This window comes from Pseudomonas sp. GW821-FHT07E12 (assembly GCF_058986605.1).
The window spans coordinates 20,474-45,391 of record NZ_JBYSVX010000013.1; the positions used below are offsets into that span (position 1 = coordinate 20,474).

At 66.1% G+C, this 24,918-nt stretch carries 18 protein-coding genes; 13 read left to right on the top strand and 5 right to left on the bottom strand.

Annotation, left to right across the window (positions count from 1 at the left end):
- Positions 1 to 211: 211 nt before the first annotated feature.
- Positions 212 to 1,552, bottom strand: a complete 1,341-nt coding sequence (gene dnaA, locus AC3WJE_RS09550; protein WP_493730553.1) for a chromosomal replication initiator protein DnaA — start codon at positions 1,550 to 1,552, stop codon at positions 212 to 214.
- A gap of 242 nt (positions 1,553 to 1,794) precedes the next feature.
- On the opposite strand from dnaA, the gene rpmH reads away from it, so the two are divergent.
- The 7 genes from rpmH to AC3WJE_RS09585 all read left to right on the top strand — a co-directional run bounded on the left by rpmH (position 1,795) and on the right by AC3WJE_RS09585 (position 12,138).
- The gene (gene rpmH, locus AC3WJE_RS09555) at positions 1,795 to 1,935 is read left to right on the top strand and encodes a 50S ribosomal protein L34 (protein WP_493730554.1); all 141 of its coding nucleotides are present in this window, start codon (positions 1,795 to 1,797) and stop codon (positions 1,933 to 1,935) included.
- Positions 1,932 to 2,417: a ribonuclease P protein component gene (gene rnpA, locus AC3WJE_RS09560; RefSeq protein WP_493730555.1), complete on the top strand. Its 486-nt coding sequence runs from the start codon at positions 1,932 to 1,934 to the stop codon at positions 2,415 to 2,417. The genes rpmH and rnpA overlap by 4 nt, the downstream gene beginning before the upstream one ends.
- A gap of 16 nt (positions 2,418 to 2,433) precedes the next feature.
- The gene (gene yidC / locus AC3WJE_RS09565; protein WP_493730556.1) at positions 2,434 to 4,128 is read left to right on the top strand and encodes a membrane protein insertase YidC; all 1,695 of its coding nucleotides are present in this window, start codon (positions 2,434 to 2,436) and stop codon (positions 4,126 to 4,128) included.
- A gap of 275 nt (positions 4,129 to 4,403) precedes the next feature.
- A complete protein-coding gene (locus AC3WJE_RS09570; RefSeq protein ID WP_493730557.1) occupies positions 4,404 to 6,998 on the top strand; it encodes a polysaccharide deacetylase family protein in 2,595 nt (864 codons plus the stop codon).
- A gap of 3 nt (positions 6,999 to 7,001) precedes the next feature.
- Positions 7,002 to 8,336 carry a tRNA uridine-5-carboxymethylaminomethyl(34) synthesis GTPase MnmE gene (gene mnmE, locus AC3WJE_RS09575; RefSeq protein WP_493730558.1) on the top strand — a complete coding sequence of 445 codons (1,335 nt, stop codon included), beginning with the start codon at positions 7,002 to 7,004 and terminating at the stop codon, positions 8,334 to 8,336.
- Between the two features lie 390 nt (positions 8,337 to 8,726).
- Positions 8,727 to 11,030: a TonB-dependent receptor gene (locus AC3WJE_RS09580; protein WP_493730559.1), complete on the top strand. Its 2,304-nt coding sequence runs from the start codon at positions 8,727 to 8,729 to the stop codon at positions 11,028 to 11,030.
- 52 nt (positions 11,031 to 11,082) lie between these two features.
- Positions 11,083 to 12,138, top strand: coding sequence for a glycerophosphodiester phosphodiesterase (locus AC3WJE_RS09585; protein WP_493730560.1), 1,056 nt, complete (start codon positions 11,083 to 11,085; stop codon positions 12,136 to 12,138).
- A gap of 80 nt (positions 12,139 to 12,218) precedes the next feature.
- On the opposite strand, the gene AC3WJE_RS09590 is transcribed toward AC3WJE_RS09585, so the two are convergent.
- A complete protein-coding gene (locus AC3WJE_RS09590; RefSeq protein ID WP_493730561.1) occupies positions 12,219 to 13,001 on the bottom strand; it encodes a rhomboid family intramembrane serine protease in 783 nt (260 codons plus the stop codon).
- Positions 13,002 to 13,184: 183 nt separating this feature from the next.
- Complete coding sequence (locus tag AC3WJE_RS09595) at positions 13,185 to 14,144, bottom strand: TerC family protein (protein WP_493730562.1); 960 nt, start codon at positions 14,142 to 14,144, stop codon at positions 13,185 to 13,187.
- Between the two features lie 346 nt (positions 14,145 to 14,490).
- On the opposite strand from AC3WJE_RS09595, the gene AC3WJE_RS09600 reads away from it, so the two are divergent.
- From AC3WJE_RS09600 to AC3WJE_RS09625, 6 genes are all read left to right on the top strand, one after another.
- On the top strand, positions 14,491 to 15,660 hold the full coding sequence (locus tag AC3WJE_RS09600) for a class I SAM-dependent rRNA methyltransferase (RefSeq protein WP_493730563.1): 1,170 nt from the start codon (positions 14,491 to 14,493) through the stop codon (positions 15,658 to 15,660).
- 137 nt (positions 15,661 to 15,797) lie between these two features.
- A complete protein-coding gene (locus AC3WJE_RS09605; protein ID WP_493730564.1) occupies positions 15,798 to 17,036 on the top strand; it encodes a dipeptidase in 1,239 nt (412 codons plus the stop codon).
- A 647-nt stretch (positions 17,037 to 17,683) separates the two neighbouring features.
- The gene (locus AC3WJE_RS09610; protein ID WP_493730565.1) at positions 17,684 to 19,042 is read left to right on the top strand and encodes an Hsp70 family protein; all 1,359 of its coding nucleotides are present in this window, start codon (positions 17,684 to 17,686) and stop codon (positions 19,040 to 19,042) included.
- A 315-nt stretch (positions 19,043 to 19,357) separates the two neighbouring features.
- Positions 19,358 to 20,392, top strand: coding sequence for a glucokinase (locus AC3WJE_RS09615; protein ID WP_493730566.1), 1,035 nt, complete (start codon positions 19,358 to 19,360; stop codon positions 20,390 to 20,392).
- Between the two features lie 43 nt (positions 20,393 to 20,435).
- On the top strand, positions 20,436 to 21,455 hold the full coding sequence (locus AC3WJE_RS09620) for a glycosylasparaginase (RefSeq protein WP_493730567.1): 1,020 nt from the start codon (positions 20,436 to 20,438) through the stop codon (positions 21,453 to 21,455).
- A complete protein-coding gene (locus AC3WJE_RS09625) occupies positions 21,452 to 22,192 on the top strand; it encodes a copper homeostasis protein CutC (RefSeq protein WP_493730568.1) in 741 nt (246 codons plus the stop codon). The genes AC3WJE_RS09620 and AC3WJE_RS09625 overlap by 4 nt, the downstream gene beginning before the upstream one ends.
- Before the next feature lie 512 nt (positions 22,193 to 22,704).
- Here AC3WJE_RS09625 and AC3WJE_RS09630 read toward each other — a convergent pair.
- Together AC3WJE_RS09630 and AC3WJE_RS09635 are read right to left on the bottom strand one after the other, a co-directional pair.
- Positions 22,705 to 23,223, bottom strand: a complete 519-nt coding sequence (locus tag AC3WJE_RS09630; RefSeq protein WP_493730569.1) for an FUSC family protein — start codon at positions 23,221 to 23,223, stop codon at positions 22,705 to 22,707.
- Positions 23,220 to 24,638: an amino acid permease gene (locus AC3WJE_RS09635; protein ID WP_493730570.1), complete on the bottom strand. Its 1,419-nt coding sequence runs from the start codon at positions 24,636 to 24,638 to the stop codon at positions 23,220 to 23,222. Before AC3WJE_RS09635 ends, AC3WJE_RS09630 begins: the two co-directional genes overlap by 4 nt.
- Positions 24,639 to 24,918: the final 280 nt, after the last annotated feature.

Below are 24,918 nucleotides of genomic sequence, written 5' to 3' on the forward strand. Positions count from 1 at the left end.
GTCGCGGATTTCGCGGAAAACTACCTTAAGTGTATGTTTCAAAAAGGGATTTTTGTCGCGAAACCCCTTGGATTACTGGTCCTGGACTACGGGTAGAACCTGTGGATAGTTTTTGCCTCGATCCCGGCTGCAAGTTTATCCACAGATTCCCCCCGATTTATCCGCCGATCATGCACCGAATTGTGCTTGAGGTGCGCGACGGACGCCGCGCTTACTCGCTGAGCTTGCGGATCAGCTTGTCCCAGTCTTCGCGCAGCTTGCCGTCGGTCTCCATCAGGTGCTTGATCTGGCGGCAGGCGTGCAGCACGGTGGTGTGGTCGCGACCGGCGAAGGCATCGCCGATTTCCGGCAGGCTGTGTTCGGTCAGCTCCTTGGCCAGCGCCATCGCGACCTGGCGCGGACGCGCCAGCGAGCGGGTGCGGCGCTTGGACAACAGATCCTTGATCTGCAGGCCGTAGTAGTCACCGACGGTCTTCTGGATGTTCGGGATGCCGATCGCCTGCTGCTGCGCGCGCAACAGGTCGCGCAGGGTTTCCTGGGCGAACTCGACGGTGATCGCGCGGCCGGTGAAGTTGGCGCGTGCCACCAGCGTGTTGAGTGCGCCTTCCAGATCGCGCACGTTGCTGCGCATCTTCTTGGCGATCAGGAAGGCGACGTCGTCCGGAATCTCGGCGCCGCGCTCGCGTGCCTTGGCCAGCACGATCGCCGCGCGGGTCTCGAAATCCGGCGGATCGATCGCCACCGACAGGCCCCAGGCCAGGCGCGATTTCAGGCGCGGTTCCAGGCCTTCGACTTCGCGCGGATAGCGATCGCAGGTCAGGATGATCTGCTGGCGGCCGTCGAACAGCGCGTTGAAGGTGTGGAAGAACTCCTCCTGCGTGCGGTCCTTGCCGGCGAAGAACTGGATATCGTCGATCAGCAGGGCGTCGATCTGCTGGAACTGACGCTTGAACTGGTCCATGGTCTTGTCCTGCAGCGCGCGGATCATCGCGCTGAAGAACTGTTCCGAGCGCAGATACATGATCTTGGCGTTCGGATTGCTCTGACGCAGCGCGTTGCCGGCGGCGAACATCAGATGGGTCTTGCCCAGGCCGGTGCTCCCGTACAGCAGCAGCGGGTTGTGTGCGCGGTCGCCGGGCTTCTGCGCCGCCTGGAAGGCCGCGGCCAGACCGAGCTGGTTGCTGCGGCCCTCGACGAAGTTGGCGAAGGTGTAGTGCGGATCGAGGTTGCTGGTGAACGGCACCGCCGGTGTGGTCGCAACCGGCGCGCTGGTCGGCGCAGTGGCGGCGGCCAGGGCGGGTGCAGGTTCGATCGGCTTCGGGCGCGAACCCACCGCCAATGCCACTTCGCCGTTGCCGGCGTAGTGCGCCAGCAGCTCGCGGATCCGGGCGAGGTAACGCTCGCGGACCTGCTCGACGATGAAGGCGTTCGGGGCATACAGCACGATGCTGTCGGCGCGCTCGTCGGCCTGCAGCGGTTTCAACCAGGTGTGCACGTCTTCCGGGGGGAATTCGGCTTCAAGACGTTCCAGGCAGCGGGGCCAAGCATCCATCAAAGTGTATTCATCCAAAGCCGGGCAGATGCGCGCAGAAATGCGCCGTGCAGATCGCCCGGGAGTCAAAAAGCGGATGGGCCAGACTACCACCCGGACCTGTTTTTTCCCAGACTTATTCACAGGGACATCCACAGCGTGCGACCCCGGTCGAGAAAGCCCGGGCAATCAACAGCTTGACCGCGAGTACGGGTCTTCTATAGAATTTCCGGTTCTTTCGTATCCCTCATGCAGAGGCCCGCATGGCCACCAAGCGCACCTACCAACCCAGCAATCTCAAGCGTAAGCGCGACCACGGCTTCCGCACCCGTATGAAGACCGCCGACGGCCGCAAGGTCCTGGCTCGTCGTCGTGCCAAGGGCCGCAAGCGCCTGAGCGCTTGATTGCCCTGCCGCTGAACGCGGCCAAGGCAATTTCTACCGTGATCGAATTCCACCCGCGCAGGCGATTCCCTCGCTCTGCGCGGGTTCGCACGCGCGCCGAATACGCGGTCGTCTTCGACCAGGCACGTCGCTGCTCCGATCCGCTGATGAGCTTGCACTGGCGATCGGGCGATACCCCGCCGCGGTTGGGCATGGCGGTATCGCGCAAGGTCGATCCCCGCGCCGTGGGACGCAACCGGATCAAGCGCGTGCTGCGCGATACGGTTCGCCACATTCTGCCTGCGCTGGCCGGAGGCGACTACGTCGTGGTCGCGCGCCAGAGCGCTGCCCAGGCCAGCAACCAACAGATCCGTGAGGCCCTGCTGCGCGTGTTGCGCCGAGCGGGCGCATTGCCCGTGCCTGCTGCGGACGTCACAATGCCGCCGCCCGCCGGGGCCGCTTCCCCCCTTTCACCGAACGAGCCGGAACGCCGTTCCGACTGAGCCGAGTTGCTGCCTGATGAACCAGACCCGTGTATTCCTGTTCTTCGCCTGGCTGATGGTCGCAGCGTTGCTGTGGATGGAGTGGAACAAGGAGAAGACCGCTCCTGCTGCCCCGACCGTCGCCACACAGACCGTTCCGGCCGCACGCGATGCCGACGTGCCGGGCGCTCCGGCGCAGACAGTCCCGCAGGTGCCGGGTTCGACGCCCGCACCGGTGACGGCCGCGACGACCGAATCGGCGCCGCTGGTCACCGTCACCACCGACGTGCTGCGCCTGAAGCTGGATGGCCGCAGCGTGCTCGACGCGCAGCTGCTGAAGTTCCCGCAGAGCAAGGATGCCGGCGCACCGCCGGTGGACCTGCTGACCGACGAGCCGGCGCATCCATACAGCGCGATCAGCGGCTGGGCCAGCCAGGCCAACTCGCCGGTGCCGGGCATCGGCGGCTTCCGTCTTGAGCAGGCCGCTACCGAGTTCAACCTGGCCGATGGCCAGGAAACGCTGGCGATCCCGTTCGTGTGGAATGGTCCGGATGGCGTCAGCATCCGTCGTACCTTCACCCTGGAGCGTGGTCGCTATGCGATCAGCGTCAAGGATGAAGTGATCAACAAGGGCACCACGCCGTGGACCGGCTATGTGTTCCGCAAGTTGAGCCGGGTGCCGGCGATCCTCACCCGCAACATGACCAACCCGGATTCCTTCAGTTTCAACGGGGCGACCTGGTACAGCCCGCAGGAAGGCTACGAGCGTCGCGCATTCAAGGATTACGCCGACGATGGCGGCCTGAACCGCCAGATCACCGGTGGCTGGATCGCGCTGTTGCAGCATCACTTCTTCACCGCGTGGATCCCGCAGAAGGACCAGACCTCGCTGTACGTGCTGGCGCAGGACGGCCCGCGTGACGTCGCCGAGCTGCGCGGCCCGGGCTTCACCGTGGCCCCCGGCCAGAGCGCCAGCACCGAGGCGCGGCTGTGGGTCGGCCCGAAGCTGGTCGCGGCGATCACCAAGGAAGACGTGAAGGGGCTCGACCGCGTGGTCGACTACAGCCGCTTCTCGCTGATGGCGATCATCGGCCAGGGCCTGTTCTGGGTGCTCAACCACCTGCATGGCCTGATCGGCAACTGGGGCTGGGCGATCGTCGGGCTGGTGGTGCTGCTGCGCGGGGCGATGTATCCGCTGGCGGCGGCGCAGTACAAGTCGGCGGCGAAGATGCGCAAGTTCCAGCCGCGTCTGGCGCAGCTCAAGGAGCGCTACGGCGACGATCGCGCCAAGCTCAACCAGGCGATGATGGAGCTGTACAAGAAGGAGAAGATCAACCCGATGGGCGGCTGCCTGCCGGTGCTGATCCAGATGCCGATCTTCTTCGCGCTGTACTGGGTGCTGGTGGAGTCGGTGGAGCTGCGTCAGGCGCCGTGGCTGGGCTGGATCCAGGATCTGACCGCGCGTGATCCGTACTTCATCCTGCCGATCATCAACATCGCGATCATGTGGATGACGCAGAAGCTGACGCCGACCCCGGGCATGGACCCGATGCAGGCGAAGATGATGCAGTTCATGCCGCTGGTGTTCGGCGTGATGATGGCGTTCGTGCCGTCCGGCCTGGCGCTGTACTGGGTGGTCAACGGTGGCCTGGGCCTGCTGATCCAGTGGTGGATGATCAAGCAGCACGGCGAATCGCCGGCCAAGATCATCCACGACAACGTCGCCAAGTGATCCTCGAAGGCCCGCCGCAAGGCGGGCCTTTTCGTTGGGGAGGCTGATGTGGGAGGGACTTCAGTCCCGACGCTTTCCAGGCAAAGCCTGTCGGGACTGAAGTCCCTCCCACAAGAAGCTGGCCTATCCGAAGGAGGGGATGCCATCTGCCGTAGAATCGCGCGCACTCTGCCTCGTCGAGTTGCACCGTGATGCCTGTTGCCTGCCGCCCCCTGTCCGTTGTGCTGGTCTGTGTGTTGCTGTTGGCCGGCTGTGGAAAACAGGCCGGACAGCAAGTGGCAAAAGCTGCCGCCGCCGCGGGCGAGACGCCCGCTGAAACCGGGCCGGCCGCGCACGACAACGCCCAGGTGCGCGCGTTGCGCGAGCAGTTGCAGACGCTGCTGGCGGGCTATCGCAAGATCATCGTGTTGCTGGCCGACGAGGATGCGCAGTCGGCGCGTGACCGCTCGACCTCCAGCATGGTCGGGCAGCAACTGTTCCATGATGGGCTGGACCAGCGTGCCGCCATCGATGCGGCGTTCGATGCGCTGTTGAAGTCTGGCGCGCCCGATCGCCTGGCCGGCATCGGCAGCCTGCTCGACTACATCGAATCTTCCCCCGATCTGTACGACGCCGATCGACTGGCGTTCCGCGAAGTGTTGCGCGATCTGCAGGAGCGCATCGGTCGCGATTCTGCACTGCCGGCGGTGAAGCTGCACCAACGCATCGGCGAGGATCTGGATGCGCTCGACGAAATCGAGCGCAACTACAACCGCGAAATCACCCGCATCTTCAGCCGCTTCGACACCACGCGCGCGATCGTGCAGAAGCGCGAGAAGTGGGAGGACTACATCACCCACCTGCGCGGCGTGTACACGCGCGAGGCGATCCTGCGCGACTACGGCGTGATCGAGCCGTATCCGATGTCGATGAGCGATGACGAGCGCGAGATCTTCGGACGCGGGTTGCCGCCGAAGACGGTTGCACTGACCTTCGATGACGGTCCGCACAATGCCTATACCGACGAGATCGTGGCGATCCTCAAGCGCTACGGCGTGCCCGGTGCGTTCTTCGAGGTTGGCCGCAACCTCGGCCGGCTTGATGCCGATGGCAAGCCGCAACTGGCGCCGCTGGCCAAGGTCAGCCGCGAGCTGATGGAACAGGGCTACGCGGTCGGCAACCACAGCCTGACCCACGCGCAGCTTTCCAAGACCACCGGCGCCGCGTTGCGCAGCCAGGTGCTGGATACCGATACGCTGCTGCGCGCGGTCGATGACAAGCGCGCGCCGTTGTTCCGCTTCCCATATGGTGCGCGCAACGCCGAAGGCCTGCAGGTACTGAAAGAGGCCGGGCTGAAATCGGTGATGTGGAACATCGACTCGATGGACTGGGCCGACCCGGTGCCGGACTCGATCGTCCAGCGCGTGCTCGGGCAGGTGGCCAAGGAGCAGCGCGGCATCATCCTGTTCCATGACATCCACGATCGTGCGGTCAAGGCGCTGCCGCAGATCCTCGACAAGCTCACCGCCGACGGTTATCAGTTCGCCGGCTGGAACGGTCGCGAGTTCACCGTGACCCGTCCACGTGGCGAGGTGGCGGCCGACACCACCGTCACCACCGGCTACGAGAAGTCGTGGGCGCTGGTGATCGGTATCGACAACTACGGCAAGTGGCCCAAGCTCGAATACGCCGCCAATGACGCGCAGGCGATCGCCGACACGTTGACCGGGCGCTTCGGCTTTCCGTCCTCGCAGGTGATCCTGCTCAAGAACGGCGAGGCCACGCGCAACAACATCCTGGCCGCGTTCCACGACCGCCTGGCCGACGGACGCACGCAGAAGAACGACCGCGTGTTCGTGTTCTTCGCCGGCCATGGCGCGACCCGCCAGCTGGCCTCCGGACGCGAGCTGGGCTACATCATCCCGGCCGATTCGGATCCGGCCGAGTTCGCCAGTGATGCGATCGCGATGAGTGATATCCAGAACATCGCCGAAAGCCTGCAGGCCAAGCACGTGTTGTTCGTGATGGATGCCTGTTACAGCGGCTTGGGTCTGACCCGCGGCAGTGCCGGTCCCAACGCCTATCTGCGCGAGAACGCGCGCCGCGTCGGCCGGCAGATGCTGACCGCCGGTGGCGCCGATCAGCAGGTCGCCGACAGCGGGCCGAACGGCCATTCGGTGTTCACCTGGGTGCTGTTGCAGGCGCTGTCGGGCAAGGCCGATCTCAATGGCGATGGTTTGATCACCGGCACCGAGCTGGCGGCGTATGTCGCGCCGGCGGTGTCGGCGGTATCGCAGCAGACGCCGGCGTTCGGCAGCCTGCCCGGTTCGCAGAGCGGCGAGTTCGTGTTCCAGGTGCCGCAGGCCGAGGAGTTCCTCACCGCCGATACCGCGCAGCTGCCTGCCGACGCGATCGCGCTCAATGGCCGCGTCGATCGTGCGCAGGCGGCCGATGCCGCCACGCCGGTGACGGTGAAGGATCTGCAGGGCGGAGAGTCGAAGCTGGTGGTGCCGGCGGCGGGCAAGGCCAGTGATCGCCAGCTCGCGCAGCGGGCCAACGATCGCGGTCTGCAGCTGTACAAGGAGAAGCGCTACGACGAGGCCGCGCTGCAGTTTGCCGAAGCGTTGAAGCAGCGGCCGGACTTCGCGCTGGCGGCCAACAATCTCGGCTTCGTGTACTACCGTCAGGGCCGTTATGCCGAAGCGGCGCGCTGGCTGGAGAACACCTTGAAGATCGACCCTTCGCGTGCAGTCGCCTACCTCAATCTTGGCGATGCCTACTTCCAAGGGGGGCAGCGTGCCCAGGCACGTACCGCCTACACCACCTACCTGGCGCTGCAACCGCAGGGCGAATCCGCCGAGCAGGTGCGCGCGCGCCTGCGTGAGCTCTAAGCAATGAGCACCGACACCATCGTCGCCATTGCCACCGCTGCCGGCGCCGGTGGCGTGGGCATGTTGCGGGTGTCGGGCCCGCGTGCGTTCGATATCGCGGCTGGACTCGGCATCGTTGGACTGGTGCCGCGCCGGGCGCATTACGCGCGCTTTCTGGATGCGCACGGCGAGACCCTCGATGACGGCATCGCGTTGTGGTTTCCGGGACCGCGCAGCTTCACCGGCGAATCGGTGCTGGAGCTGCAAGGGCATGGCAGCCCGGTGGTGTTGCGGCGCCTGCTGGCCCGTTGCATCGAGCTGGGCGCACGGCAGGCGCGGGCCGGTGAATTCAGTAAGCGCGCATTTCTCAACGGCAAGCTCGATCTGCCACAGGCAGAGGCGATCGCCGATCTGATTGCGGCCGGTGACGAACGTGCCGCGCGTGCTGCGCGACGTTCGTTGGATGGGGTGTTCTCGCGCCGCGTCGAAGACGTGGCCGGGCAGCTCACGCGATTGCGCATCCATGTAGAAGCGGCGATCGATTTCGTCGACGAACCGATCGACACCTTGGGCGGCGAGCAGGTGCGCGCCGGCCTCGTACAAGCGGCCGACGCGCTGCAACGCTTGCTGCACGACGCCGAGCGCGGCCGCAAACTGCGCGATGGCCTGCATGCGGTGCTGGTCGGTCCGCCCAACGCCGGCAAGAGTTCGCTGCTCAATGCGCTGGCCGGCAGCGATCGCGCGATCGTCACCGATGTCGCCGGCACCACCCGCGACACGCTGCACGAGACGATCCGCATCGATGGTCTGGAACTGACGTTGGTGGACACCGCCGGCCTGCGTGAAGGTGGCGACGCGATCGAGCGTGAAGGCATGCGGCGTGCCCGCGACGAACTGCAGCGTGCCGACCTGGCGCTGGTGGTGATCGATGCGCGTGATCCGCAGGCAGGCCGCGCGGCGGTCGCCGATGCGATCGAAGGTGTGCCGCGTCGGCTGTGGATCCACAACAAGCGCGATCTGCTGGCCACGCCGGCCGTGTTGGCCGATGACGAAGTCGCGGTTTCGGCGGCCACGGGCGAAGGCCTGGACGAGCTGCATGCTCGCCTGCGCGCGCTCGCCGAGGGCGAGGCTGGCGAGAGTGTCGATGGGGAGTTCACCGCGCGGACGCGCCACGTCGAGGCGCTGCTGCGTGCGGCCGGGCACGTGGCCGCCGCACGTGCGGAACTGGACTACGAGCGGCTCGAACTGGCCGCCGAAGAACTGCGTCTGGCGCATGAAGCACTCGGCGAGATCACCGGGCGCATGAGCGCCGACGATCTGCTGGGGCGGATCTTTTCGAGCTTCTGCATCGGCAAGTAGCCTCGGCGCCGGCGTGTCCGACTCGCGCTTACGTAACCGCATTCGGCGTAGGAGCGGCTTCAGCCGCGATGGGGCTTTCATGCAGATCCTTCTGCAGAAGCGCGCACATCCATGTGCCGGGATGCAAAGGGGAAAGTCCGTCGCGGCTGATGGCCCTAGGCCACCTAGAGCCGCTCCTACGGTTCATGACATTCGTTGTCGCTTGATTTGAAAATGCTCTCGTCATCGTGTGCGAGCAAAGCCGCTGGCGTGATGGTCGGCGTATATGGCGCTGACGGCTGATCCGTGTCGCTGCGTCACACTGTTTTCCAGTTGTAACCGGCGTGTCGCATGGGGGAAAGATCGCGGTCGCAGTCTTGCCACCCGGTCTTCATCATTTCTTCTCTCCCCATGCTCAGAGCTTCCAAGCTGCAGGCGGCGATCGCCGTTGTCCTGATGTCCGCTTTCCATGCGCACGCGGCCGATGATGTCGCCGCCGCGCCGGCCGAGGCTGGCGATGTGCGTCAGCTCGATGCGGTCTCGGTGATCGGGCAGGGCGAGACGCGCCAGGTCCAGCGCATCACCCGCCAGGACGTGGACGTGCTGCCGCCCGGCACCAGCATCCAGAAGCTGCTCGGGCGCATCCCGGGCGTGAACGTGCAGTCCAACGATGCATTCGGCGCCAACGAGGAATCGCAGAAGATCAGCCTGCGTGGCTTCAACGGCACGCGCCTGGGCTATACGCTCGATGGCCTGCCGCTCGGCGACAACGCTTACGGCAACTACAACGGTTTGAACGTCTCGCGTGCGTTGATCGCCGAGAACTTCGGTGGGGTCGAGCTGGCCTCCGGTATCGGTGGGCTCGGTACCGCATCGACCAGCAATCTGGGCGGCACGATCCAGTACTACTCCGATGATCCGTCCAGCGTGTTCGGCGGGCGCGTCGCGCAGACGCTCGGTTCGGATTCCACCCGGCGCACCTATGTGCGCGTGGACACCGGCGAATACAACGGCTTCTCGGCGTACCTGTCCGGCATCAACGCCAAGGCCGACATGTGGGCGCGTCCGAACTCGCCGACCAGCACACGTCAGTTCAACGGCAAGGCGGTCTATCAGTTCGAAGGCGGCAAGATCACCGCGTTCGTCGATACCTCGCGTACCTCGCAGGCCGACTACGCCTACCTGTCCAAGAGCGGGCTGCAACGCGGACTGGGTTGGGACTGGAATCTGTATGCGCCGGACTGGAACCGCGCGCTGGCGGCGGCCTATTGCGCCAGCGCGACCTACAACGCCAGCCGCTGCGGCTACAGCGGCGGCGTGGACAACGTCGACGACGCTTATTACCAGAGCCGTGCGTTGCGCAACGACGATCTGTATTACCTGGCCGGTGATTTCAAACCGAGCGATGCGATCACGCTGCATGCGCAGGTCTATCACCACGAAAACGAAGGTCAGGGTCACTGGTGGGCGCCGGGTCAGGCCTCCAATCCCGGCACTGCCGGGGCGTTGCCGATCTCGATCCGCAGCACCAACTACAAGATCAACCGCACCGGCGGCATCGCCTCGATCGGTTGGGATCTGGGCCCGCATCACCTTGAAGCCGGCATCTGGTACGAGCGCAACAATCATCACGTCGAGCGCAACTTCTACTGGATCGATGGGCCGATCGACGATGACACCTTCCTGAGCGGGCCGGATCGCCGGCTGTTCTCGCAGGACTACGTGATCACCACCAAGCAGGCCTACGTGCAGGGCAGTTTCAAGCTGCTCGACGAGCGCCTGAGCGTGGACATCGGCGCCAAGAGCCCGCACACCACGATGACCGCGCGCGAGACGCCGGGGATCGCGGTGGAGGCGCCGGTCGCCAACGGCGAATTGAAGGCGAGCAAGACGCTGCTGCCGCAAGGTGGCGTGAGCTATCGCCTGGCCGAGGGTCAGGAAGTGTTCCTGTCGTATGCCAAGAACATCGCCGCGTTCCAGGGCGGCGGTGCCGGCGGCCCGCTGCTGGTGACGCAGGCTTCGTTCGACGCCACCGAAGGCAATCTGAAGCCGGAGCAGTCGCGCACGATCGAAGGCGGCTACCGCGTGGTACGCGGCCCGATCGAAGCCTCGATCGCCGCTTACGACGTCAAGTTCGACAACCGCCTGCTGTCGTTGAATCCGTGCCCGAGCATCCAGCAGGGCACGTCGGCGGCGTGCACCACGCGTTTCTACAACGTCGGTTCGGTGAGCAGCCGCGGCGCCGAGCTGACCGTGCTGTGGAAGCCGAGCGAGCACCTGCAGTGGTACAACTCGGCCTCGCTCAATCGTTCGACCTACGACGACAACTACGTGCAGAACGGCGTGGTGGTGCCGACCTCGGGCAAGACCACGGTGGATACGCCCAAGCGCATGTTCGCCAGCGAACTGGCCTGGAGCTACGCCGGGTGGAACGCCAACCTGCGCGCCAAGTATGTCGGCCAGCGCTACTACACCTACACCAACGATCAAGGTGTCGGCGGCGTGACCTCGTTCGATGCCGGTGCCGGTTACGATTTCGGCGCGGTCTCGGCGTTGCAGGCGCTCAGGCTGAGCGCCAACGTCACCAACCTCACCAACAAGCGTTATGCGGCCGACCTGAGCGGCTTCACCAACAGTGATCCGAACGGCCGGGTGTTGGCGTTCCATGCCAGTGCGCCGCGCCAGTTGTTCCTGACCCTGGATGCGAAGTTTTAGGCACGCGGAGTAAAGTGCGGTGATGACGATGCGTCGAATCCTGGTGTGCATGATGCTTTCAGGCCTCGCTTTGCCGGCGCTGGCGGAAGCCCCGCTGGTCGCCAAGCCGCTGGTCTACGGCCATCGTGGCGCCAGCGCGTTGCGGCCCGAGCACACGCTTGCGTCGTATGCGAAGGCGATCACCGACGGCGCCGACTTCGTCGAGCCGGATCTGGTCTCGACCAGGGATGGCGTGCTGGTGGCACGCCACGAGAACGAGATCGGCGGCACCACCGATGTGGCCTCGCATCCGGAATTCGCCGGGCGCAAGACCCGCAAGACCGTCGATGGCGAGCAGGTGGAAGGCTGGTTCACCGAGGATTTCACTCTCGCCGAGCTGAAGACGCTGCGCGCCCGGGAGCGCCTGCCGCGGTTGCGTGGCACGCGTTGGGACGGGCAGTTCCAGTTGATCACGCTCGACGAGATCATCGACTTCGTCGCCGCCGAATCGGCGGCGCGCGATCGGGTGATCGGCATCGTTCCGGAGATCAAGCATCCGAGTTATTTCCAGGCGCTCGGGCTGGGCATGGAAGACAAGGTGCTGGCGAGCTTGCAGGCACATGCATACACGCGCAGCGCGCCGGTGGTGATCCAGTCGTTCGAGCGCGACAACCTGCGCTATCTGCGTGGCCGGATCGGGCGTGATTCCAACATCCGCCTGCTGCAGCTGATCGCACGGCCTGAGGATGTGCCCGGCGACGTGCTCGCCGCGCACGGCAGCACGCGCTATGCCGACATGCTGACCCCGGACGGGCTGCGCGCGATCGCGCAATACGCCGATGCGATCGGCCCGGACCTGCGCGCGATCATCCCGCTCGACGCGGACAAGCGGTTAGGCAAGCCGACATCACTGGTGCGCGACGCGCATGCGGCCGGATTGCAGGTGCAGCCGTATACGTTCCGGCCGGAGAACTACTTTCTGCCGGCCGAATACCGCATCGGTGATGATCCGGCCAAGCGCAACGACGACGGCACGGTCGCGGAGATGCGGGTCTATCTGAAGACCGGGATCGATGCGTTCTTCACCGACGATCCGGCGCTGGGGCGCAAGGCTGTCGACGGGCGCTGAGTAAAGCCGGCTTTTCGTAGGAGCGGCATCAGCCGCGATGGGGCTTTACCGGTAAAGCCCCATCGCGGCTGATGCCGCTCCTACGGGTTGTCGCGTTCGTCGCGGGAGGGGAAGCGCAGCACTACGCCGCGCGGGGTTTCATCGTGGCGCCACAGCACCGGCACTTCGCGCGGGGAGGGCGGTTCCAGCATGTCCTTCTCGTCAAAGCGCTCGTCTTCTTCGTCCTCGTCCTCCCAGCTGTAGCGCTTGCGCGGCAGCAGCGGGTCGCGCAGGCGGAACAGCAGCGCGGCGATCACGCCGGCCACCGCGCCGCCCATGTGCGATTGCCAGGACACGCCGGGTTCGTGCGGCAGGATCGTCAGCAGCATGCCGCCGTAGAACAGGAACGCGATCATGCTGGCGGCGATCGCGGCGCGGTCGCGGCGCAGCAGGCCGAGCACGAACACCAGGAACATCAGCCCATGGGTGACGCCGCTGGCGCCGAGATGGCGGGTGCCGACGTCGCCCAGCAGCCACGCGCCCAGGCCCGAGCCGAGCCACAGCAGCGGCAGCGAGAACACCGTCGCGCGCGGGTAAACGCTGCCGGCGAGCGTGCCCAGGATCAACAGCGCGAAGCTGTTGGCCCCCAGATGTTCCAGCGAGCCGTGCAGCAGTGGTGCGGTCAGCAGGCCGAGCAGGCCGGGCACGTCGTGCGGTGCCACCGCCCATGGGCGCCAGTCGAACAGGCCCTGGCTGGCGTAGACCGCGAGCAGCAGCAACACCGCGCCGAGGCTGATGTTGAAGGCGCGCAGGATGCGGGCACGGTCGAAACGCCCCTGCTCGGCAGGGTCCAGGGCACTGGGTTCGGGGTCGCGGATGTCCATGCTGATCGGATGGCGGCGGCCCGTACATTTGCAAGGGTCGCCACATTGGGATGAAGGCGTGCCGACGGCGGGACAATCGGCCAACCCGTCATCCCCGCGAGGGCGGGGATCCAGCGTCTTTGTCTTCGCCGAACGAAAGACACTGGGTCCCCGCCTTCGCGGGGACGACAGCAGTAAGGTTCGTCAGCGACTGCCGGTTTCCTTTGCCGGCAGCTTCAGGCTCAGCACCACGGTGGCGGCGATGATCAGCGCCACCACGCCCAGCGAGATCGGGGTCGGGATCTTGAAGAGGTCGATGATCATCATCTTGATGCCGATGAAAGCCAGCACCACGGCCAGGCCGTACGGCAGCAGGTGGAAGCGGTCGGCCATGCCGGCCAGCAGGAAGAACATCGCGCGCAGGCCCAGCACCGCGAACACGTTGGAGGTGAGCACGATGAACGGGTCGGTGGTGATCGCGAAGATCGCCGGGATGCTGTCCACCGCGAAGATCACGTCGGTCACCGCGATCAGGATCAGCACCGCGAACAGCGGGGTGAACCAGCGCACGCCGTCGCGCCTGACGCTCATCGCGTTGCCTGCGTAGTCCGGCAGCAGGCGCAGGTGCTTGCGCATCCAGCGCAGCGCCGGGTTGTTCTCCAGATCCGGCTCCTGACCGGCGGCGAACCACATCTTCCAGCCGGTGAAGAGCAGGAAGGCACCGAACACATAGAGCAGCCAATGGAACTGGTTGATCAGCACGCTACCGGCGAAGATCATGATCGTACGCAGGACGATCGCACCCAGGATGCCGATGATCAGCACCTTCTGGCGCTGCACTTCCGGCACCGCGAAGTAGCTCATGATCATCAGGAAGACGAAGATGTTGTCCACCGCCAGCGCCTTCTCGACCAGGTAGCCGGTCAGGAACTCCAGGCCGACCTTGTTGGCCACGACCTGGCCCGCGGTCTCGTTCAGGTAGTACCAGAGGCCGGCGTTGAACAGCAGCGCCAGGCCGATCCAGCCCAGCGACCACCACAGCGCTTCCTTGAAGGTGACCTTGTGCGCGCCGCCGTGGCGCATCAGCACCAGATCGACCAGCAACGCGACGATCACCACGATCGCGAAGCCGCCCCACAGCCAGATGTTGCCTATCGTTTGCATTGTTTTTCTTCCGGGTAATAGTCGAGAACGTCAGAGCCATCCGGCTGAGGCGTTGTTACACGGAGATCATGGATTCCGGGTGACGTACCTTCGCCTGAGCGGCGAAGGTCTTGCTCGCAACCGCCGATGGACCGGGCCGGTTGCCGTTGCACCGGAGCCTGCTGGCTCGAACTGACGGCGACAACGTCTGGGAGCTACTCCCCTTCTGCCGGGCATTCTGGGGGGCAACACGGGGCGCGTCAAACCGGATGGCCTGGTAGGAGTGGCTTCAGCCGCGATGGAGCTTTCCCGGGAAGGCCATCGCGGCTGAAGCCGCTCCTACGGGAGCCATCGGTAGAATGGGCGGATGAATACTCCAAACCCCCTCGTACGCCTCAAGAACGCCTGGCGCTCCAGCCATCCGTGGATTTTCCAGAAACTGGTGGAGAAGCCCACCGTGCGGCCCAAGCCGGGCAGCATCGTCGATGTGGTCGGGGTGGATGGGGAGTGGATCGGGCGCGGCTTCTACAACGGCCATTCGCGCATCGCGGTGCGCATCCTGGAGACCCGCCAGGAGGTGGCGGTGGACGAGGATTGGTTTGCCCGCAAGATCGCCGAGGCGGTCAGCCTGCGCCGCGATTGGCTCAAGCTCGACGCGATCAGCGATGCCTGGCGTGTGGTGCACAGCGAGGGCGACGGGATATCCGGGCTGGTGGTGGACCGCTACGGCGACTTGATCGTGGTCGAATTCTTCGCTGCCGGTACCTTCCGCCATCGCGAATGGATCTACGCCGCGCTGCGCCAGCAGTTCCCCGGCTGCCGCTTCCACAGCTTCGCCGACGAGCACGTGCAGAAGCAGGAGAGCTTCGACTTCCACAACACCAGTGGCACCGAGGCGGAGGTGATCACCGAGTACGGGGTGAAGTTCCGCGCTGACCCGGCCGGTGCGCACAAGACCGGGTTCTTCGCCGACCAGCGCGAGAACCGGCAGTGGCTGAGCCAGCAGGTCGAGGGCAAGAGCGTGCTCGACCTGTGCTGCAACACCGGTGGTTTTGCGGTGTACGCGGCGGCGCGCGGCGCCAGCGAGGTGCTGGGCGTGGACATCGACCAGGACGTGATCCAGATCGCCAAGGGCAACGCCAAGCTCAACAACGTGCGGCCGAAGTTCGTGCAGGCCGATATCTTCCCGTACCTGCGCGACGCGGCGGTGCGCGGTGACCAGTACGACGTGGTGATCCTGGATCCGGCCAAGATGACCCGCGACCGCGAGCAGGTGATCCCGGCGCTGAAGAAGTATCTGGACATGAACAAGCTGGCGCTGGGCGTGGTCAAGCCGGGCGGGCTGTTCGCCACGTTCTCGTGCACCGGGCTGGTGTCCGAGCAGGAGTTCCTGGACATGCTGCGCCGGGCCTCGTACTTCTCCGGGCGCACCATCCAGATCCTCAAGATCGCCGGCGCCGGCCCGGATCATCCGTTCATGGCGCACGCGCAGGAATCGCGTTACCTCAAGGCGGTGTTCTGCCGCGTGCTGGACTAGGGTGTGTCATCACACCTGAGCAGGGCGCGCGCATGCGTGGCGCGACCTGCTCTGGAATCGATGACACGCCCTAAGCGCATGGCGGTTCAGTCTCGTTATGATCGGGAGGCCTTCCCCGCTCCCGTCAACGAGGTTCCATGAAACCGCTTGCCTTGAGTCTGTCCCTGGTGCTGGCATTTGTCGCCAGCACTCCGGCCTACGCCATCGAGTTCACGCAGGCCGAGCTGCAACGCGCCACCGCGCTGCAGAAGAAGCTGCTGACGCTGGATTCGCACCTGGATACGCCGGCCAATTTCGAGCGTGCCGACTTCGACGTCCTGGCGGCGCACCGGGGTAACGCGCTGTCGCAGGTGGACTATCCGCGCATGCTGGAAGGCGCGTTCGATGGCGGTTTCTGGGCGATCTACACCGGCCAGGGCGATCGCAGCGAACGTGCGCATCGCCAGGACCGCGATGCCGGCCTGCAGCGCCTGATCGTGATCAAGCAGGTGCTGGCCGCGCATCCGGACAAGTTCGCGCTGGCGACCACGCCGGAGGATGCGCGCCGGATCAAGGCCGCGGGCAAGCGCGTGGTGTTCATCAGCATGGAGAACGCCAGCCCGCTGGTGGCCGATCCGACGCTGCTGGATTTCTACTACAAGCAGGGGCTGCGCCTGATGAGCACGGTGCACTTCTCCAACAACGAGTTCGCCGACTCGGCCACCGACCCGAAGGGGCCGCAGTGGCAGGGCCTGAGCCCGGCCGGCAAGGCGCTGGTCGAGCATGCGCAGAAGCTGGGCATCGTGATCGACCAGTCGCATGCCTCCGATGCGGTGTTCGACCAGTTGATCGCGCTGTCGCCGGTGCCGATCCTGCTGTCACACAGCGGCGCGAAGGCGGTGCACGACCATCCGCGCAACCTCGACGACGCGCGCCTGAAGGTGCTGGCCGAGCACGGTGGCGTGATCCAGATGAACTCCTACAGCGGCTACCTGATCGACGATGGCGCCACGCCCGAACGCAAGGCAGCTCAGAAGGCATTGCAGGAGAAGTACGGCGACTGGGAGCACATGAAGGTGGCCAACGGCACGCAGCTCGCGGCCGACCTGAAGGCGCTCGATGCCAGGTATCCGGTGCGCAAGGCCACGCTTGACGACTTCTTCGCGCATTTCGAGCACGTGCTGAAGCTGATCGGGCCGGAGCATGTGGGGATCGGTATGGATTGGGATGGTGGTGGCGGGGTGGAGGGCATGCGTGATGTTTCCGATCTGCCCAAGATCACGGCGTGGTTGCTGCGCAAGGGTTATACGGAGCAGCAGATTGCGGATATCTGGGGGGGGAATGTGTTGCGGGTGTTGAAGCAGGCTGAGGATTGGGCGGCCAAGCAGCCGTCTTGATTTGGGCTGTTGGGTTGGCGCAGGTGTGGACCCGGGGCTTTCCTTGCCATCCTTCTACCGTCGCGCCATCTCACTACCGTCATCCCCGCGAACGCGGGGATCCATGGACGTTGCTTGTTGGGTTTGACGTTGCGGTGACAGCAACGACAAAGACAACAGCAACAGCCAAGGCTTTCGCTCCTTCGGAGCGAGTTACCTTTCTTTGCTCGTGCAAAGAAAGGTAACCCAAAGAAAGCACGCCCCAGTCCTCGCGCCCTTCGCTGCGCTACGGGTCCACTGCGCCAGCGGGATTTTCTGACGCGGCATCCATGCCGCGGCAGAAAACGACGTGCATCCATGCACGTCGCCCTTCGGGTTATTCCCGCTGGCTCCGTCGCTGCGGATGGGGGCCCCATAAAAGCGGCAAAGCAAAAGCAAAATCACGAGCAACAGCAACAGTCGGGGCGACGGCACCAGCGCGGGGCTGACTTGAACGTCGCTGGGTGCGGGCCCTGGCTTTCCTGCAACACGCCACGTCGTTGAACCTCCGTGGGTGTGGGGACGGTTGGGTTTTATGGGCGTCGCCGAAGGTAGGCGCCTCCTCCGTTTGCGCCTTGCCCGCCATTGCGGCACAGTGCGCGCCCCCTGTGCAGTTGCGGTGATTCTCCATGAAGCTCGGCATCGATTTCGGCACCAGCAACTCGGCCGCTGCGGCTATCGTGGATGGGCGGTTGCAGCAGGTGCGCTTCGGTGATGCGTTGCAGTTCCGTACTTCGGTGTACTTCCCCGAGGTGATGCGGGACATGGAGGACTTCACGTTGAGTGCGGCGCAGGAACACCAGCTTGATCAGCTGATCGAGTCCGCGCGCCGGGCGGCATTGGCCGCCGGCCAGGAACGCACGCCGCAGGCGCTGCGTCGGGAGGCGTTGCGGGCGGTGCGGCGGGAGTGGATGGAGGAGCAGATGCGGCAGCCGCTCAGCTCGACCACGCTGCTGCAGAACGCGGTCTACGGTGAGGATGCGCTGGACGCCTACTTCGCCGAGGGCGAGGGCAACCTGGTGCAGAGCCCGAAGTCGATGCTCGGTTACAACCTGCATCCGCGTGCGCGCCAGACCATCACCGGGATCGCCGGGCATATCCTCGAACACATCCGGCTGAGTGCGCAGCGACAGTTCGGTTGCCCGGTGCGCGCGGCGACGCTGGGGCGGCCGGTGCAGTTCCGCAGTTCGCTGGGGGAGGCCGGCAACGCGCAGGCGCTGGAGATCCTGCAGGCGGCGGCCGAGGCGGCCGGCTTCGACACGATCGACTTCCTGGAGGAGCCGTCGGCGGCGGCGATGGGCCATCACGCCGCCAGTACCGAGCGGCACGAGGTGGTGGTGGTGGATATCGGCGGCGGTACCAGCGATGTCGCCCATGCCGAGGTCGGCGGTGCGCAGGCACCGCGCGTGCATCGCGCCTGGGGTATCGCGCGCGGGGGTACCGATGTCGATCTGGCGTTGAGCCTGGCCGGCTACATGCCGCTGTTCGGGCGGGGCAGCACGCGTGTGCCGAACCATCATTACGTCGAGGCCGCGACCGTGCACGACCTGACCCGGCAGCGCGATTTCCAGCGTCACGACTACGCCGGGGTCGAGGCGCCGTTCGGGGCGCGCATGCGCGCGTTGCAGGACACCGGCAACACCGCGCGGCTGGCGCGGGCGGTGGAACGCAGCAAGATCGCGCTGAGTTCGCAGCCGACGCACGACGATGCGCTGGATTACATCGAGCGCGGCCTGAGTGCGTCGTTGCAGACGCGCGGCCTGGCCGATGCGGCTGGTGGTTTCATCGGCGAGCTGTCGGCGCTGCTGCATCAGGTCGCTGCCGACATCGGTCACGACCCGGGCGCGGTGTTCCTGACCGGTGGCATGTCGCGTGCGCCGTATGTGCGCGCTGCGATCGAAGCCGCGTTCCCGCGCGTGCCGCAGGTGCACGGCGATCCTTCGTTCGGCGTGGTGCAGGGCCTGGCGGTCGCAGCCGCGCGGGGTTGAAATACCTCAGGCTCGCGCGCCGGTCACCGGTATCGGGGACCCGGGGATGCCGGCATTGCCGCGAGCGGCATGGGTCGCTGGATCCCCGCCCGGGCTTCGCGGGGTGACGGCGGATAGACAGGGTGGAAGTCCCCCGGATGATCAGCCTGCGGCGGCTGAAAAGCGCTTCCCGCCTTCGCCCGCCCGGCAATTCCGCACCCGAACACCCTCATACAGAGACGCCTGCACGATCCTCGATCCGCCCCGTCCGCTTAGACTACGGGGACGACCAGCGTGGCCTGGTCGATTTCCCCGAATCAGGTAGTGAAGCAGCGAATGGACGATACGGCGTCGCAGCCCTCCGCGGCGGAGGCAGCACCCCCGGTTTTCGACGCGCCGGCGCCGGCATCGACGATCCTCGCCGCCGATGTGGGCGGCACCAACGCCCGCGTGGCATTGGCCGAAATTCCCCGGCACGGCGCCCCGCGCATCCTCGCGCTGCGCCGCTATGCCTGTGCCGACTACCCCTCGCTTGCGGCGATCCTGCGCGAGTTCCGCCAGGCCGAGGGACGTGCGGTGAACGGGGCGACGGTGGCGATCGCCGGCGTGCTCGACGGCGACCATCTGGTCAATACCAATCTGCCGTGGCCGGTGTCGCTGCAGGCGACCCGCCGCGATGCCGGGCTGGCGTGGCTGGAGTTGATGAACGACTTCGAGGCGGTGGCGCATGCGATCGCGCATGTCCCGCTGCAATCGCTGGTCGCGCTCAACGGCGAACAGCCGCGCACGCCGCAATGGCCGGCGCTGGTGCTCGGCCCCGGTACCGGCCTGGGCGCGGCGTTGCGCCTGGCCGATGGTGCACAACCGGTGCTGGCCAGCGAGGCCGGGCATTCGGCGCTGGCGCCGGGCAATGCGCTGGAGCTGGAAATCCTCGGCCGGCTGATGCAGCGCTGGCCGCATGTGGATACCGAGCGCGTGCTGTCCGGTACCGGCCTGATGAACCTGTATCCGTGCCTGTGCGAGATCCGCGGCGCCACCCCGCGCTGGACCACGCCGGAGCAACTGGTCGAGGCCGCGATGGGCGATGACGACGCGCTGGCGGTCGAGACGCTGGAGGTGTTCTGTGGCTGGCTCGGCAGCACCTGCGGCGATCTGGCGATCGACTTCGGCGCGCGCAGCGTCTACCTGGCCGGTGGTCTGGCCGGGCACATCGAGCCGTTCCTGAAGCGCGGCGGGTTCCGCGAGCGCTTCCTGAGCAAGGGCGTGCTCGGCGAAGTGCTGGCGCACGTGCCGGTCTGGCGCGTGGAGCACGGCGAACTCGGCGTGCTTGGCGCCGCCGCCTGGCATGCGTGGCGCCAGAGCACGCGCTGAAGGCTGTTCTCTCCCAGATCACCCCCCCACCCAGGAGATCCCGATGACCGACCGCAGGCACTTCCTGCAAGCCGGACTGGCCGTGGCCGGCGCGCTCGCGCTGCCGGACGTGCGCGCCGCCGCCCGTACCACCGCTCGCACCACGGCCACCGGCGCCCGCGTGGTGTCGACCTGGGATTTCGGCGTACCGGCCAATCAGGCCGCGTGGAAGGTGCTGGCCGCTGGCGGCAGCGCGCTCGACGCGGTCGAGGCCGGCGCGCGCTGGGTCGAAAGCGAGCTGTGCAATCCAACCGTCGGCCATTGCGGCTATCCCGATCGCGACGGCGTGCTGACCCTGGACGCCAGCATCATGGACGGCGACGGCCGCTGCGGCGCGGTCGCGGCGATCGAGGACATCGACCACCCGATTTCGGTGGCGCGCGCGGTGATGGAGAAGACCCCGCACGTGCTGCTGGTCGGCGGTGGTGCACAGCAGTTTGCGATCGAACAGGGTTTCGCCAGGAAACCGCTGCTGACCCCCGAGGCCAAACAGGCCTGGGAGGAATGGCGCAAGACCTCGAAGTACCAGCCGCAGATCAACGCCGAGCGGCGCCTGATCCCCGGCAACAGCCAGAACCACGACACCCTCGGCATGCTCGCGATCGACCGCGACGGCAAGCTGGCTGGTGCCTGCACCACCAGCGGCATGGCCTGGAAAATGCACGGCCGCGTCGGCGACAGCCCGATCATCGGCGCCGGCCTGTATGTGGACAACGAGGTCGGTGGCGCCACCGCATCGGGCGTGGGCGAGGAGATGATCCGCAACGCCGCCAGCTTCCTGGTGGTCGAACTGATGCGCCAGGGCCGCTCGCCGGCCGACGCCTGCCGCGAGGCGATCGAACGCGTGCTGCGCAAGCGCCCGGAAGCCAGCAAGACCTTGCAGGTGTGCTTCCTGGCGTTGAACAAGCACGGTGAGGTCGGCGGCTTCGCGCTGCATCACGGCTTCGTCTACGCGGTCTGCGATGCGCAGCGCCAGGACGACCTGCGCGATTCGGCGTCGATCTACACCAACGAACAGAAGTGAGCGCACCTTCGTCATTGCGGTTGGAGATCGCCGCCAATTCGCTGGGTTCGGCATTGGCCGCGCAGGACGGTGGCGCCGATCGCGTCGAGCTGTGCGAGAACCTGGGCGAGGGCGGCTGCACGCCGTCCTACGGCACGCTCGCGCTGGCGCGCCAGCGTCTGCGTATCGGCCTGCATGTGCTGGTGCGACCGCGCGCGGGTGACTTCCTCTACACGGCGCATGAAGTCGAGACGATGCTGCGCGATATCGAGCTGTGCGCGCGGCTGGGTTGCGATGGCGTGGTGATCGGTGCGCTGGATGCCGATGGTGGGATCGATGTGGCGCTGTGTCGTCGGCTGATCGATGCGGCGGCCGGGTTGGATGTCACTTTCCATCGTGCCTTCGATGTGACGCCGGATCCGGTGCGTGCGTTGGAGCAGGTGATCGCGCTGGGCTGTCGGCGTGTGTTGACTTCGGGTGGGCGGGCGAGTGCGCCGGCCGGCGCGGATGTGATCGCGGCGTTGGTTCGGCAGTCGGCCGGGCGTATCGAGGTGATGGCCGGTGCGGGGGTTACGGTCGACAACATCGCTGGGTTGGTGCGTGCAACCGGTGTTGCGGATGTGCATGCTTCGGCCAAGCAGGTGGTGCGTTCGGGGATGCGGTGGCGCAATCCGGTGTTGGCGGGGTTGGCGGCGGATTGGCAGGGGAGTGATGTGGGGACGGTGGTGGCTTTGCGGCGGGCGTTGGATGGGGTGTAGGGGATGGTGCGTTGCGCGTCATCTGCCCACCTAGGTACGAACCCAGCACCTTCGCGTGATCCATCAACGGTCGGCCCCGCGTAGGCGGGGACCCAGTGACTTCCGCACGATCCCTCAGTCTTCAGCCATCTCACTATCGTCATCCCCGCGAACGCGGGGATCCATGGACGTTGCTTGTTGGGTTTAACGTTGAAGTGACAGCAACAGCCAAGGCTTTCGCTCCTTCGGAGCGAGTTACCTTTCTTTGCTCGTGCAAAGAAAGGTAACCCAAAGAAAGCACGCCCCAGTCCTCGCGCCCTCCGCTGCGCTACGGGTGCACTGCGCCAGCGGGATTTTCTGACGCGGCATCCATGCCGCGGCAGAAAACGACGTGCATCCATGCACGTCGCCCTTCGGGTTTTTCCCGCTGGCTCCGTCGCTGCGGATGGGGGCCCCGGGAAAGTCAAAGTCCAAAGCAACTGCAAAGGCAAAATCACGAGCAACGGCAACGGCAACCCACAGCTGCTCGTTGCTCAGCTCTGCCGCTCCAGATACCTGTGCCGATACCACAGGTACATCACGCCCATCGAACCCGCCGTGCCCATGCAGGCTTCCAGAAATCTTAGTGCGGCGTTGGCGAAGGGGTTCAAATCAGGGTGCTGGCTGGAGATGGCCATGATCACCGCGACGTTGATCGCGGCGGAGCGGCCGTCGTTGGCGAAACGGGTGAGGTTGCAGGCCAGTACGGTGGCGCCGATGCAGACCGCCATGCCGATGCCGCTGTAGGACAGGAAGAACAGGTACACCGACGAGATCGCCGCGCCGATGCCGGTGCCGACGATCTGGCCGCGTGCGGAGGCGCGTGCGGCGACGAAGGTGGTTTCCAGCACGCTCATCGCGGCGATCGCGCACCATAGCGCGCCAATCGCCGGTGAGCTGTTGTGCATCAGTTCGCCCACGCCCAAGCCGAGCAAATAGCCGACCGCGCTGACGATGCCGAACTGCAGTCCTGCCTGCAGTGCGGGTCGCCAGGGGTGCAGCTGCAACCTCACGCGGTCTTGCGCCCCAGCAATGCGTGACCACGGCCGTACAACAAATAGACCACCAGCCCGAATGCGTTCCAGGCCAGGAACCACAGCTGGGTGCGGCTCGGCAGGCTCCAGAACAGGTACAGGCAGCCCAGGATCGCGATCGGGCCGACCACCCACGCCAGCGGCGTGCGGAAGGTGCGCTTCAGCCCCGGCTCGCGCTTGCGCAGCACCAGCAGGCAGGCGGCGACCGCGACGAACGCGGCCAGCGTGCCGGCGTTGGCGAGTGCGGCGATTTCGTCCAGGCGCGCCACGCCGGCCAGCGCCGCGACCAGGATCGCGGTGAACAACGTGGTGGCGATCGGCGTGCCGGTGCGGGCGTTGACCTTGGACAAGCCGCGCGGCAGCAGTCCGTCGCGCGACATCACGAAGAAGATCCGGCTCTGGCCGTACAGGAACGCCAGCAGTACCGTCGGCAACGCGATCACCGCGGCGATACCGATCGCCGCCGCCGCCTTGCCGTGGCCCAGCTCGCGCAGGATCAACGCCAGCGGCTCGGCGCTCTTGCCGAACACCGTGTAGTTCATCGCGCCGACCGCGGCCAGCGCCACCAGCACGTAGATCAGCGTGCAGCCGATCATCGAACCGACGATGCCGATCGACAGGTCACGGGCCGGGTTCTTGGTCTCCTCGGCAGCGGTGGAAATCGCATCGAAACCGTAGAAGGCGAAGAAGATGATCGCCGCCGCCGCCATCACGCCGTGCTCGGCGCCGTCGGCACCGATCGACTTGGGGAAGCCATACGGCATGAACGGATGCAGGTTGTCCTCATTGAACGCCGGCAGCGCGATCGCGACGAACACGCCGAGTGCGATCAGCTTGATCACCACCAGCACCGCGTTGAGGGTGGCGCTCTCCTTGGTGCCGGCCATCAGCATGCCGGCCACCAGGAAGGTGATCGCCACGGCCGGCAGATTGATGATGCCGCCGGCGTGTGGACCGGCGACCAGGAAATGCGGCAGGTCCACCCCCGCCCAATGCAGGAAGCCGACGAAATAACCCGACCAGCCCACCGCCACGGTGCTGACCACCAGCGAGTACTCCAGCACCAGGCTCCAGCCGACCACCCAGGCGATGGTCTCGCCGAGTGCGGCGTAGCTGTAGGTGTAGGCGCTGCCGGCGGCCGGCATCAGCGTGGCCATCTCGGCGTAGGCCAGGGCCGCGCAGGCGCAGACCAGGCCGGCGGCGACGAACGACAGCAGCACCGCCGGGCCGGCCTTGTCGGCGCCAACACCGATCAGGGTGTAGATACCGGTACCGACGATCGCACCGATGCCCAACGCCACCAGGTGTGGCCAGCTGAGGGTGGGTACCAGGCGGCGACCGGCTTCGTGCACGGTGACCTGATCGAGGGGCTTGCGCCGGAGCCAGGACTGCATTCGGACCTCAAAGGGAGCGAGAAGAACGGCCGTGAGTGTCGCCGAATGCGGTGCAGCAAAGCCATCCGCGGGCGGGATCGCCCGGCGTGGCGACGGTGGCCGCAGGGGTGAAGAAGCCGATCGTTCCCTTCACCCCGCAAGTGGGAGAAGGGAAAACGCTGCGGGTGCCCGGAGCCCGCGCTCTTCGACTGAAAACAACCGCCCCTGCCCACACCATGAACGTCGATACACCCCCAGCCCAGATGAAGCCCTGGCTTGGTTGACGCGGTCGGGTGACCGG

Coding starts and splice junctions, on each gene's coding strand:
- AC3WJE_RS09605 (WP_493730564.1), top strand. CDS start 15,798: ATGAAACCGCTTGCCTTGAGTCTGTCCCTGGTGCTGGCATTTGTCGCC.
- yidC (WP_493730556.1), top strand. CDS start 2,434: ATGAACCAGACCCGTGTATTCCTGTTCTTCGCCTGGCTGATGGTCGCA.
- AC3WJE_RS09620 (WP_493730567.1), top strand. CDS start 20,436: ATGACCGACCGCAGGCACTTCCTGCAAGCCGGACTGGCCGTGGCCGGC.
- rpmH (WP_493730554.1), top strand. CDS start 1,795: ATGGCCACCAAGCGCACCTACCAACCCAGCAATCTCAAGCGTAAGCGC.
- AC3WJE_RS09610 (WP_493730565.1), top strand. CDS start 17,684: ATGAAGCTCGGCATCGATTTCGGCACCAGCAACTCGGCCGCTGCGGCT.
- AC3WJE_RS09595 (WP_493730562.1), bottom strand. CDS start 14,144: ATGCAAACGATAGGCAACATCTGGCTGTGGGGCGGCTTCGCGATCGTG.
- AC3WJE_RS09585 (WP_493730560.1), top strand. CDS start 11,083: ATGCTTTCAGGCCTCGCTTTGCCGGCGCTGGCGGAAGCCCCGCTGGTC.
- AC3WJE_RS09580 (WP_493730559.1), top strand. CDS start 8,727: ATGCTCAGAGCTTCCAAGCTGCAGGCGGCGATCGCCGTTGTCCTGATG.
- dnaA (WP_493730553.1), bottom strand. CDS start 1,552: ATGGATGCTTGGCCCCGCTGCCTGGAACGTCTTGAAGCCGAATTCCCC.
- AC3WJE_RS09600 (WP_493730563.1), top strand. CDS start 14,491: ATGAATACTCCAAACCCCCTCGTACGCCTCAAGAACGCCTGGCGCTCC.
- AC3WJE_RS09590 (WP_493730561.1), bottom strand. CDS start 13,001: ATGGACATCCGCGACCCCGAACCCAGTGCCCTGGACCCTGCCGAGCAG.
- mnmE (WP_493730558.1), top strand. CDS start 7,002: ATGAGCACCGACACCATCGTCGCCATTGCCACCGCTGCCGGCGCCGGT.
- AC3WJE_RS09615 (WP_493730566.1), top strand. CDS start 19,358: ATGGACGATACGGCGTCGCAGCCCTCCGCGGCGGAGGCAGCACCCCCG.
- AC3WJE_RS09635 (WP_493730570.1), bottom strand. CDS start 24,638: ATGCAGTCCTGGCTCCGGCGCAAGCCCCTCGATCAGGTCACCGTGCAC.